The organism is bacterium, from assembly GCA_040754625.1.
Classification (GTDB): Bacteria; JACRDZ01; JAQUKH01; order JAQUKH01; family JAQUKH01; genus JAQUKH01.
The window spans coordinates 1-12152 of record JBFMCF010000064.1; the positions used below are offsets into that span (position 1 = coordinate 1).

13 protein-coding genes are annotated in these 12152 nt (G+C 38.8%); 6 read left to right on the forward strand and 7 right to left on the reverse strand.

Going from position 1 to position 12152, the window contains the following annotated elements; genetic code table 11:
- Positions 1-195: 195 nt before the first annotated feature.
- From AB1498_05530 to AB1498_05540, 3 genes are all read right to left on the reverse strand, one after another.
- Positions 196-498 (reverse strand): HigA family addiction module antitoxin, encoded by a 303-nt coding sequence (locus AB1498_05530; protein ID MEW6087747.1) that lies wholly within the window; start codon positions 496-498, stop codon positions 196-198.
- A 13-nt stretch (positions 499-511) separates the two neighbouring features.
- Positions 512-793, reverse strand: a complete 282-nt coding sequence (locus tag AB1498_05535) for a type II toxin-antitoxin system RelE/ParE family toxin (GenBank protein MEW6087748.1) — start codon at positions 791-793, stop codon at positions 512-514.
- A 64-nt stretch (positions 794-857) separates the two neighbouring features.
- Positions 858-1763 (reverse strand): restriction endonuclease, encoded by a 906-nt coding sequence (locus tag AB1498_05540; protein MEW6087749.1) that lies wholly within the window; start codon positions 1761-1763, stop codon positions 858-860.
- A gap of 198 nt (positions 1764-1961) precedes the next feature.
- Between AB1498_05540 and AB1498_05545 the strand changes: the two genes are divergently transcribed.
- The 5 genes from AB1498_05545 to pyk are packed head-to-tail and all read left to right on the forward strand — an operon-like array spanning position 1962 to position 6866.
- A complete protein-coding gene (locus tag AB1498_05545) occupies positions 1962-3206 on the forward strand; it encodes an integron integrase (protein MEW6087750.1) in 1245 nt (414 codons plus the stop codon).
- On the forward strand, positions 3203-4666 hold the full coding sequence (locus tag AB1498_05550) for a hypothetical protein (GenBank protein ID MEW6087751.1): 1464 nt from the start codon (positions 3203-3205) through the stop codon (positions 4664-4666). Before AB1498_05545 ends, AB1498_05550 begins: the two co-directional genes overlap by 4 nt.
- A gap of 5 nt (positions 4667-4671) precedes the next feature.
- Positions 4672-5442, forward strand: a complete 771-nt coding sequence (locus AB1498_05555) for a 7-cyano-7-deazaguanine synthase (protein MEW6087752.1) — start codon at positions 4672-4674, stop codon at positions 5440-5442.
- A 16-nt stretch (positions 5443-5458) separates the two neighbouring features.
- The gene (locus tag AB1498_05560) at positions 5459-5815 is read left to right on the forward strand and encodes a hypothetical protein (GenBank protein MEW6087753.1); all 357 of its coding nucleotides are present in this window, start codon (positions 5459-5461) and stop codon (positions 5813-5815) included.
- Between the two features lie 22 nt (positions 5816-5837).
- The gene (gene pyk, locus AB1498_05565; GenBank protein MEW6087754.1) at positions 5838-6866 is read left to right on the forward strand and encodes a pyruvate kinase; all 1029 of its coding nucleotides are present in this window, start codon (positions 5838-5840) and stop codon (positions 6864-6866) included.
- A gap of 17 nt (positions 6867-6883) precedes the next feature.
- Here pyk and AB1498_05570 read toward each other — a convergent pair whose 3' ends face one another.
- The 3 genes from AB1498_05570 to AB1498_05580 form a co-directional block, all read right to left on the reverse strand.
- Positions 6884-8251, reverse strand: coding sequence for a TrpB-like pyridoxal phosphate-dependent enzyme (locus tag AB1498_05570; protein MEW6087755.1), 1368 nt, complete (start codon positions 8249-8251; stop codon positions 6884-6886).
- 82 nt (positions 8252-8333) lie between these two features.
- Positions 8334-9761 (reverse strand): HD domain-containing phosphohydrolase, encoded by a 1428-nt coding sequence (locus AB1498_05575; GenBank protein ID MEW6087756.1) that lies wholly within the window; start codon positions 9759-9761, stop codon positions 8334-8336.
- 199 nt (positions 9762-9960) lie between these two features.
- On the reverse strand, positions 9961-10350 hold the full coding sequence (locus AB1498_05580) for a response regulator (GenBank protein ID MEW6087757.1): 390 nt from the start codon (positions 10348-10350) through the stop codon (positions 9961-9963).
- A gap of 150 nt (positions 10351-10500) precedes the next feature.
- On the opposite strand from AB1498_05580, the gene AB1498_05585 reads away from it, so the two are divergent.
- Positions 10501-11202 carry an acyl-homoserine-lactone synthase gene (locus AB1498_05585; GenBank protein ID MEW6087758.1) on the forward strand — a complete coding sequence of 234 codons (702 nt, stop codon included), beginning with the start codon at positions 10501-10503 and terminating at the stop codon, positions 11200-11202.
- Here AB1498_05585 and AB1498_05590 read toward each other — a convergent pair.
- Positions 11171-11935, reverse strand: a complete 765-nt coding sequence (locus AB1498_05590; GenBank protein ID MEW6087759.1) for an autoinducer binding domain-containing protein — start codon at positions 11933-11935, stop codon at positions 11171-11173. The genes AB1498_05585 and AB1498_05590 overlap by 32 nt on opposite strands.
- Positions 11936-12152: the final 217 nt, after the last annotated feature.

Here is a 12152-nt window from a genome sequence, read left to right on the forward strand (position 1 = left end):
GTTCTTATAGCGGGCCATTTAATGCTTTCTCCTTTCAGTTATAATATATTGTTTACATTATACCTGATTATTTAATACAAAGAAAGTACTTTTTGATGAAAATAGGGGTTTTTCGACAGGCAAAACGCCGAAGCTCACTGGCGGGCTACTGCCCGTCCAGTGCAGCACAATTGTTAGGCTATTTTATTTTTCTTTTTAAGCTGTCTGATATACTAAAACTTCATGGGTAAGCCGGTCTGATAATTTATCTGACTCAACCTCAAGGTCATAATGGCTTTGAAGATTAATCCAGAATTGAGCAGACATTTTAAAATAACGACCAAGCCGTAAGGCAGTATCTGCTGTGATACTGCGTTTGCCATGAACTATTTCATTTATGCGCCGGGGAGGAACATTAATATCATGGGCAAGTCTATACTGGCTGATTTCCATTGGTTTAAGAAATTCTTCAAATAGTATTTCGCCTGGATGTACAGGTGGCATTTTTTTATGAGTCATGGTTAAAACCTCCTTAATGGTAATCAACAATTTCAACATTATACGAATTGCCGTCATGCCATTTAAAGCAAATCCGCCACTGTCGATTAATACGAATGCTATGTTGTCCCTTTCTATCATCTCTTAAACTTTCAAGATGATTAGAAGGGGGGATTTTTAAATCCTCCAAAGCTGTTGTTGCGTCTAGCATCCACAATTTATTTAAAGCAACTTTTTGTATGTCTTGTGGTAACTTTTTAGAAAACAAACGATTGTATATTTTTTCCGTTTCCTTACACTTGAAGGACTTAATCATGTCTTAATAATAACGCATATAGGATATTAATGTCAAGCGTTATTATTATTCGCTATTCGAAGGATTATTCTTCTGCAAAATAGTCTGAATCAATTTTCTTTATTTCATAGCTTGAAACAGGGTAAACAGCTACATTATTGTCAATCATCAACTGGGCAAGAGTTTTTCCGTCAATCAAGACTATTTTGATATCGATTTTTGATGTGTATTCTTGTGCTTCTTTAGTAAAGTCAGAGGTTGTAATAAAAATCCCTTTCTTCGCGCGTTGTCCCTGTAACGCTCCCGCAAATTTCTGAATTTCCGGCCTGCTTACTGTATTTTCCCATCGTTTCGCTTGTACATAAATAATATCAAGCCCCAGTTTATCTTCTTTTATAATTCCGTCGATTCCTTCATCACCCGTTTTCCCAATAGCTTCACCTGCATCTTTACGGCTACCCCCGTAACCCATTTTGACCAGTAATTCAATGACTGTTTTTTCAAAAAGAGCAGGATCGCTGGATTTAATAAGTTGAAGAAGTTCATTTGCTAAAGATTCTTTTAACTTAAAATAAGAGGTTTCAAAAATTTCTTCAGGTGTACTGGTTTGATCTGCCTCAGAAGTTTTTTCTTCTTCTTTTTCCCGTTTGAGAGCCCGGAATTCCTTAAATTCCGGAAATTGTTCGAGAAAGTTGACATCAATTTTATCCGGATTATTTTTTAAAACCTCAAGGCCTCTATTTGTTATCACATAATAACCCCGGCGTGTGGATTTTATAAGCGCAGATTTTTTCAAGTAAGTTCTTGCCCAGCCAACACGATTATCAAATATTTGTTGCCGTCCGCTTGGAAGAAGCTCTTTTAATTCTTGTTCGGTTAGTTTAAAATATTTGGAGAGATTATCAACGGTTTCCTGTTTAGAGTGTTCTTCTTTATCAGAAGCAAATTTCAAAAAGGGGAGCATTATTGATTGGTAATCTGGGATTGCCATAAATTTATAATCTCCTTATTTTTTGGGCTAACATTTACTTTTATGTTTATTCTATAGTTTAGTAAAATATTACTCTCAACCATATGCTTTGTCAATCATTTTTGTTAAAAAAACTATTGATCTTGCATAAATATTCGGTATAATAATAAATATTTAAATATTATACGGAATCTATATAAGTTATAAATATAATTATATATGATAGATAAGTTCAGGGATTACCTTCTGGTTAAAGCAAATATTAATCCAAAGCATGTTCCTTTTTATTTGAAATGGACATCTGACTGCTATAACTTTCTGGATTCAGACTTATCAAATAACATTAATAACGAACAGAAAAATCAGTTTCTTAAACATATTTCGAGAAACCATGAAGATTGGCAGATAAAACAGGCAGATAACGCCTTAAGGCTTTATAATTATTTTCTTTCATCTTCACAAATAATTTCCCCTCCTAAACCATCGGGAATCAGCAAGGAATGGGCATCACTTGAAACAAAAACAAGGAATATATTAAGGCTTAAACACCGCTCATACAGCACAGAAAAAACTTATATTATATGGCTGCAGTCATTTCGTAAGTTTATAAAGGATAAACCGCCTTCGGCTTTGGAAACAATTGATATTCAGAATTTTTTAAGTTCACTTGCCGTTGAACGTAAAGTCTCTTCCTCTACTCAAAATCAAGCCTTGAACGCGATTATATTTGTTTATAAATATGCTCTTGAAAAAGATATTGGCGAAAATGAATTGAACGCCGTCCGCTCATCATATAAGCGTAAATTACCGGTTGTCCTGACCGTTAAAGAAGTGCATTCGATATTCGACTTTTTATCGGGAACCAACCGTCTTATGGCGATGCTTATTTATGGATGCGGCCTGCGCCTGCAGGAATGTCTTTCTCTCAGGATAAAAGACATTGATTTGGAACAAAATATACTTATTGTTCGTGCAGGCAAAGGTGATAAGGACCGCCGGACTGTATTACCAGAGAGGCTTAAAGACGAACTTATCAAACATATTTCAGAAATCAGGACCTTATATGAAGAAGACAGAAAAAATAATGTTCAAGGTGTTTTTCTCCCTAATGCCCTTGATAAAAAGTATCCAAACGCGGGAAAAGAATGGATCTGGTTCTGGCTGTTTCCATCAAAGTCCATTTCAGTTGACCCACGAACACACATTGTACGCAGGCATCACATGCATCCCGCATCATTACAGAAGGCATTTAAAATAGCAGTCGGTAAAGCAGGAATCCCAAAATTTGCATCTATACATGCTTTAAGGCACAGTTTTGCCACACACCTTTTGGAAAACGGATATGATATAAGAACAATTCAGGAATTGCTTGGGCATAGCAACCTGCAAACCACAATGATTTATACACATATTGCTACAAAAAATATTCTGGGTGTGCAAAGCCCCCTGGACAAACAATTATGATTTACCCCCAGACCAAACCAACTAACTCAAATGGTTCAAACAGCAGTAAACATTCTAAAAATCCGCCTAATAGTGATAATTCATCTGATAGACGGTTTGGTGCAGGGGTTTACAACAAAATCGTTGAATCGGTTTACGCGTTTGCCGGCAGTGTTTCAAAATATGACGCTTGGCAAAAGTATAAGGTCCTTTTGAAAAACCAGTGGCTCTCTCGGGAGGAAATCGAAAAGCTCCAGTGGAAAAAACTAAAGGCCATCCTTGATTATTCATACAGAACGGTCCCTTTTTATAAAAACAAATTCGACCGCGCGGGCATAAAACCGGAGGACATCAATACCCCCGCGGACATGCTTCTTATTCCAATTACGACAAAAGAAGAACTTATGGAAGAAAAGATGCCGCTCAACCCGGATTTAAAAGCGGAGGGTCTTGAATGGATAAAAACCTCGGGCACCACGGGAACTCCGCTAAACTGGCCTTTTGATGTTAAAACTTACAGTATAAAATACGCCCTCTTTCTGCGCGGATTAAACTATACGGGATGGCAACCCGGCGATAAAATCGCGAGCCTCTGGTGGCACACACATTCAAGCTACGGGAATGAATCCTTTTCAAAAATCAAAAAATTCGCTTATTTTTTCGGACACCGCAGGGTGCTCTTTCCGCCGATAACGAGGGATTCCACTGATGCCGATCCGCGTTTATTAAAATATATATATGACAATCTTGCCTCATCACCGCCAAAAGTTTTTGAAACATCAACCGACAGCCTGCTCATGTTTGGTTATTTTATGGAAGAAAACGGGCTTAAGCCCCTTAAGATAGAGAACATCATTTCAATCGGCTTATTGACAGACGCTATCCGTGAAAAATTAAAAAAATATTTCCAGGGGGAAATTTTCAACCGCTACGGGCCTCATGAAATGGAAGGCATCGGCCATGACTGCTCCCGGCATGAAGGGCTTCATCTTTCGGCGGATTCGTATTATTTTGAATGCATGAGGGGCGGCAAACCGGCAAAACCGGGCGAATGCGGGAACTTTGTAATTACGGATCTTGATAATTATACTCAGCCTTTTATACGCTATAAAATCGGGGACAGAGGTTCTTTTTCCCAAAAAATGTGCCCCTGCGGCAGGGGACTGCCTTTGATTAATTACCTTGAAGGAAGGAGCGCGGATTTTGTCATTAATGAAACATGCCGGAAAATCAGCCCGCGCCAAATCCTGGAATTTTTCGGGAATTATCATGAGGTAAAATTCTTCCAGCTTATACAGGACGGTTTAATTAAATTTAAATTGTTTCTTATTGTTAAAAATGAGGTATATTTAGAAGCGGACAAAATTAAACAGGGTTTAAAGCGCGTTCTTGGAAATTCTGCTGACATTGAGATAATTTTTACAAAATCCATCTCCGCTGAACCGTCGGGGAAGTTCAGGTGGGTGAAAAGGGAAATATAAAAATTATGCAAAAAAGAGAAGTAAGTCTATTTTTTTCAGGAGGAACGGACTCCACGGCAACAAGTATCCTGGCATTAAACAACTACGATAAAGTCCACCTCCTGACCTTTGACCGGGGGATAAAATACGGCATGGGGCAGGTCGATAAGACATGCAAACGGGCTGAAGATCTTATTCAAAAATACGGAAAAGACAGATTCACCCATAGTGTGATTTATATCGGAGACATATTCCGTGAAATCTTTATTGACAATTTCGCCCATGATCTTAAAATTTATAAAACACACCTTATGGCCCTGGTATGCCTCGCGTGCAGGATCGCTATGCACGCAAAGGCCATTTTGTATAATCTTAAAAATAAAGTCCCTGATATTATTGACGGCTCAAACCAGGAACAGGCCTTTGAACAAATGCCGGAATTACTGCGGGAATACGCGCTTTTTGATGGTGAATTTGGCATTAATTACACAAACCCTATTTTTTGTTTTTCTGATAAAGACAAACGGCAGGAAATACTTTACGAAGCGGGCTTAAGCAAAAACCGCAAATTTAAATATGCCTTGTTCGGCGGGACGTCCGACGGGATAATTTTCCATCCCACCCAGCCTGCGTGTATTTTTTCGCCTTTCATGGGGGCTTACGGCAGGTATCTGTATCATCTTTTTGAAGATACGACAGAGGAAAAAGAGCGCCGGATCGCCGTGGAATACTGCAGGAAAAAAAAGGAAATCGCAAGAAAATTCGTTAACTTTTCACTTTCAACTTTAAACTTATAACTGGAGCATAGCGACTATGTCCATTTGCTGCGGAAAAATCGATAAAACAATGCAGGCGGGTAAATTAATTTCGCTCGTGTACCTGATGCTTTTTATGGGCCTGCTGGCGGTGTCAACGCTCATTATGGTAATATGGAGTGTTTTCCGTAATGAATTAAAATCCATACCCAGAATACTTCTTTCTTTCTGGCTCGTTTTTCTGTGGGAGAGCAGGAGGCTGACATTTATCCCGCCTGAAAAAAAAGCCCGCACCGCGGGAAAAATATTCCGCCTTTCCCCGCGAATTTCCGGCTATTTTTTTAAATATGCTGACTCTTTTCTTATATTTTCTTTTTTGTGCGTTACAGCAATTGGAATTTTGTTGTTTGTTTAAATATATAAAATAAGGTTTATCAATGCCAAAAACCAGGATAATTGCCACATTAGGGCCGTCTACAGACAAAATATCAGTTTTAAAAAAAATGATTTTGTTCGGGCTGGATGTCGTCAGGCTAAATTTTTCACATGGGACACACCAGAGACATTTGCAGAGGATTAATCTTGTCCGCGGCCTGGATAAAAACATAAAGGTTATGCAGGATCTGGAAGGATACCGGATCCGGATCGGAAGATTAAAAAATGAAATCCAGTTAAATAAAAATTCTGATTTTTATCTTACACAGGAAGAAATTACCGGCAATGAAAAAGAAGCTTCGTTTGATTATAAAGGCCGCCTGGATTTAATTAAAAACGGCAATTTAATCTGCATCGATGACGGGAAAATACTTTTAAAAGTTATTGCCAAGGGAAAAAAACAGCTTAAAACAAAAGTTTTGATCAGTGGAATTCTTAAGGAAAGAAAAGGAATCAACATCCTTGATGTAAATCTTCCGTTCGACGCTCTGACGGAAAAGGACAAATTCGATTTAAGTTTTGGAATAAAACATAAAGCTGATTATATCTCCCAGTCTTTTGTAAGAAATGCGGAAGATATACGCCTGATTAAAGCTATAATTAAAAATAACCATGCAGACTGTAAAGTTTTTGCCAAAATAGAAAATAAAGAAGCTTTGCGGAATATCGACGCGATAATTAAAGAATCCGATGGTATTGTTATCGCCCGCGGCGATTTGGGAATAAGCCTTCCTATTTATAAAGTTCCGATCTTTCAAAAAGAAATAATAAAAAAATGCAATCTGTCCGGAAAGCCGGTGGTTGTCGCAACCCAGATGCTTGAGACTATGACCGAGAACAATACGCCCACGCGCGCCGAGGTGAGCGATGTGGCTAACGCCATCCTGGACGGCGCGGAGTATCTTATGCTTTCAGGAGAAACAGCCGTTGGAAAACAGCCCGCGCTTGTTGTTGACATGATGAATAAAATCATTAAAAGCACGGAAAAATACCAGAAAAATCTCAGGGAATTCTTCGTCAAAAACATCTAAAACAGTAATACACTAACTTACGGTTTCGGCAAATCCCTGATTGCTTTTAATGATTCCCGCAGTTCTTCTTCAGGAAGCTGATAGTCGGTAAGCTCACCCGATAAATATTTTTCATACCCGGTAAGGTCCATAAGCCCGTGGCCGCTGTAATTAAACAATATCACTTTTTCTTTGCCCTCTTCCTTCGCCTTTTTCGCTTCTTCGATAACACATGCTATGGCGTGGCTTGTTTCCGGGGCGCAAATCGCGCCTTCGGTCCCGGCCCATACAAGGGCAGATTCATAACATTCAAGCTGGTTATACGCCCTCGGTTCAAGAAGCTTTTCTTTGATCGCGTGGCTGACCATAGGGGCCATGCCGTGATAACGCAGGCCTCCGGCGTGAATCGGTTTCGGGATAAAACTGTGGCCAAGTGTATGCATAGCTATAAGCGGCGTCATGCAGGCCAGATCTCCAAAATCATACGTAAGCGCGCCCCTTGTCATGCTCGGGCAGGCGGTTGGTTCAACAGGAATAATTGTTATTTTGGAACCGTTGATTTTATCGCTTACAAACGGGAACGCCAGCCCGGCGAAATTGCTTCCCCCTCCGGCGCACCCGATAATTATATCGGGTGTTTTTTCCCTTACCGATTTCAATTGTTTTTTCGCCTCAAGACCTATAATCGTCTGGTGAAGCAGTACATGGTTTAAAACACTTCCAAGCGAGTATCTCGTTTTCCCCGACTTGTCTGTCACCGCCGCTTCAATCGCCTCGCTTATGGCGATACCCAGACTGCCTGGCGTGTCAGGCATTTTTTTAAGCACCTCGCGTCCCGCATTCGTTTCCGTGCTCGGGCTTGGAACACACTGTGCGCCCCAAACTCTCATCATGGCCTTGCGCATGGGTTTTTGTTCAAAGCTTATCCTGACCATGAAAACCCTGCAGTTAATTCCCACAAGTTTACAGGCAAATGCAAGCGCGCTTCCCCACTGGCCCGCCCCTGTTTCCGTGGCAAGGTTTTTTATCCCAAACTGTTTGTTATACCAGGCCTGGGGGACCGCCGTATTGGGCTTATGGCTCCCGGGAGGGCTTGTGCTCTCATCTTTATAGTAAATCCTGGCCGGGGTCTTTAAAAACTTTTCAAGGTATACCGCCCTTCGCAGGGGGACCGGCCTCCAGCGGTATAAAATTTCAATTATTTCATCAGGTATATCTATCCACCTTTTCTGGCTGACTTCCTGTTCTATCAGGTTCATCGGGAATACGGGTGAAAGCATATCGGGCGACACAGGTTTCCCGTCAGGACCTAACGGGGGAGGAGGCGGGCTTTTGAAATCAGCCGCGAGGTTATACCATTGCCGGGGAATGTCACTTTCACTTAAATGAATCTTTTTCAGGTCCATTTACCCTCCTTTTAAAAACAATATTTTATAATTCTATACCTTTTACTGTTTTTTGTCGAGGAGGAAAATATTTTTAATTCTCTCAGTTCCAGTTAAATTTAATCTCCGGGTCATGAAATATTTTTAAACAGGCATCTACAATTAACGCAGGATAAAATATCCCTTTTTTATCAGAAATTTCCTCAAGCGCTTTATCCAGGCCCAAAGCCGGCCTGTACGGCCTATGGGATGCCATTGCTTCAACAACGTCAGCCACACCGATAATTTGTGCCTCTAACAGAATTTTATCTTCTTTTAATTTATTTGGATACCCCCCGCCATTTATCCGCTCATGATGTTGGAACACTATTTGAGCAACCGGCCATGGGAATTCTATTGGTTTAAGTATTTCATAACCGATTTGACAGTGTGTTTTCATTAAACCGAATTCTATCGGTGTTAACTTCCCTGGTTTACTCAAAATATCCGAAGGTATTGATATTTTACCTATATCATGAAGCACACCCGCGATACGGACCGCTTCAATCTGTTCCTCTGAAAGTCCTATTTCCTGCGCTATTGCGCAGGCCAGCTTAGTTACCCTTTGTTGATGACCGGCAGTATAAGGGTCCCTTTTTTCCAATACCGACGATAAAGCGCTTGCTGTTTCCTCCAATATTCTTTTTAATTTATAAAAACCCTGTTTAATTTTTTCTTCAGCTTCTTTGCGCCGGGTAACATCGGTCCAGCAGCCAATTACTTCGAAGGGTTTTCCGTCTTTATCATGAATAAGATTCTGTTCATCATGCAACCACCTCCATGTACCGTCCTTATGCAAAAAACGGTATTCCTGGACCTGATGTTCAAACTGAATCTCTTTTTTTGAATTTTGAATAAAAACACCTTTTTGTTTTCTAAAGGAGGCTGTCGGAGCATCGCAGGGATGAACATGAGTCACCCAGAAAAGAGGGTTATCTATAAAATCCTTAGGGTGATAACCCAGCTGCCTGAAAATATTTTCACTTACAAATTTAATTTCACAATCATCAGAAGGTTTGCAGGAATATATCACTGGGGGGCTGTAAGAAAGTAAATGTTGTAACTGTTCCCGTGTTTTGTGCAATTCTTTATCAGCCGCCTTCCTGGCCCGGTGGATTTCTGCTTCACGCATTTCATGTTCAATCACGGGAACCAGCCTTTTCAAATCCCCCTGTATAACATAATCCGCCGTACCTTCCCTCGTAATATTTATGTCTGTTCCCTGCCCCGCTGGATAAGATACTATAATAAACGGGATATCAATGTTTTCCCTCCCAAGCAGCTTTAATGTTTCCATACAACTGAAATTAGACATTTTGTAATTCAAAATAATAATATCCCACCTGGCATTTTTTAATGTATTACGCATGTCTTCGGGTGCATCTACGCGTCTGTGAACGACCTGATACCCTTTACATTGGATTTCGTGCACTATCAGCAAAGTATCCTCTTCTGAATCTGAAACTACCAAAACATGAATTAATCTGGGCATATTATCGCTTCCTCCTAAGTGCTCTCTGTTATTCAAAAGGGCACCAGCTATAGCGGATTAAAATCCCCACACTCATAGAAAATCTGGTTTTAAGTTAGAAACATTCTAACCCTTTCAAGAAACCGGAGGGATGGGACAGTTCCTCAAATTCCCATTTTTCCATCTGAGTGTGGGATTTTTTGTCATTCAATTCAATGTTTTAACCATATTCAGAATGTATTTTTAATAAAATTCTTACCCGGTTCAACAGCTCTATCCAATCAAAAGGCCTGGAAATAAAACTATCCGCGCCGGCTTTAATGCTTTTGTCCCTATTTTCTTTACAATCCTTGTCGCCGATCATTACCACCGGGATGTGTCTGGTTTTATAAGATTTCTTTATCTTTTCACACACATCATAACCCGACAATTTCGGCATTACAGTACTTAAAAGAACTAAATCCACCCTTTTCCTTTGAAGAATAGCCAGTGCCTCATCACCATTTTCCGCTGTAATTGTTTCATACCCGCTTTGGGTCAATTCAATCCCCAGCAGGAACAGGGCACTGGGTTTACCATCAACACATAAAATATTTGGTTTTTTGTTCATACAATCCCTCATTATTTTTAAAGTGACTAAAACATCCCTTTATATTTTACAATTTTTATCTTTTTAGGACACCTATCATTTCTGATAGGTATTAAAAAACTCTTTTTTTCCGTTTATATTAATAGAAATATCTTTAATAAGGAGGGGAAAATGTATATTGGACAAAATAAATCCAATTTTGTACAAAAACAAAATCAATATATATTTCCCTTTTTTATTGATGAAGGAAAATTAATAGTTAAAAATATTTTGACAAGAAGGGAAAAATTTCAAGCCTATTATTTAAGGCATAAAATCTTTTGTGACGAATTAAAATGGGTTAAACCTTCATACAACAAACTGGAAATCGATCATTATGATTCTAAATCTACTCATATGGGGGTGTTTAATTCAGGGCATAAGCTTTTGGCCTTTCTTCGCATAATAAAGGCAAAAGAAACAATTATGATTGAAAAAGAATTTTCTTTTTTAATCGATCCATCAGTTAAAATCAGAAAAGAACCCGATACTATTGAACTATCCCGTCTTTGTATTGACCCCGAGACAAGAAACAGCAATAGCGGTAATTTTGGCAATTATTCAATCAGTTTATTGCTTTACAAAGGTGTTTATCACTGGTGCATGAAAGAAAAAGTCAGATATGTTTATCTTGTGATAAAACAGGAATTTTTCAGATTATTGTTAAAACAGGGATTCCCTTTCAAAATGATCGGCAGGCCGGTAATAATGCCTGACGGCGTAAACACTTTAGCCGCCGTTATGGACTGGCAGGAATTTGAACTTCTAAACGCCGCCAATAAACCAAATATGTTTAAATGGTTTATTGAATACCAATCAAGCCATTTTCAATAGCTATGGCAACAGCCTGGCCCCTTTTAACAGCGTTCAGTTTACGCAGGATATTTCGTATGTGAAAATTTACGGTACATTCGCCAATATGAAGAATATTTGATATTTCCCATGAACTTTTTCCGGATTTCAGCCACTTAAGAATTTCTTTTTCACGCAACGAAATAATGTGTTTCGTATTAATAAACTCTTTATTCTTATCTTGTGATACGACCCGAATCAAGGCCTGGTGAAAGTGCGGTATTATATATTTTAAAATGGTTTGTGTCCTGATATGCTGGTGAACGGATCTGCCTGAAAATGAAAACAAGCTGCCTTTCGTTTTGATAAAGTCACATAAACCATATGAATACCCTTCTTTCAGCCCAAAATCCTGTGACAAATACAGGAATTCCTTAGGGGGATTGCTTTTTCTATAGGTTTCATTCCAATATTGCAGGTCGTATTTTGTGATATTTTCAATAACTATAGGGTCAATTTGATCAAATCTTTTTTCAAGATAAAGCTCCATCCATTCTGAAGGGTAACTTATATTTATGGTTTCATAGGATTTTATAAAACCTGTTTTATCATCTAAATCAGCTAATGCGCAAAGCGCATATTCGTAATTAATTATTTTTTTTAAACTGTTAAGCAGATCCCTGAATTCTGATTCACTCCTGCATAAAAGGCTTTTCTGGATTAAATCCAAAAGCAAAGCCATGTCTCTTTTTGACAAAATGTTTTCTATGTTCATTTCATGCCTGTTTGGTATTTCTCTTCGGAATATATAGCAAAAATACTAAACTGACAATAGAAATTTATAAAAATATATAAAATTTGATTTTAAGAGAAGTATCCCCAAAATTTCAGCGTCAAAATAAAGCCGTTTGATAAATCAAATTATTTGTTTGGCCTGTTTTATTGAAAACTATGCCTGAATACTTTGCAAATATTTCTTTTATTCCGTCAGC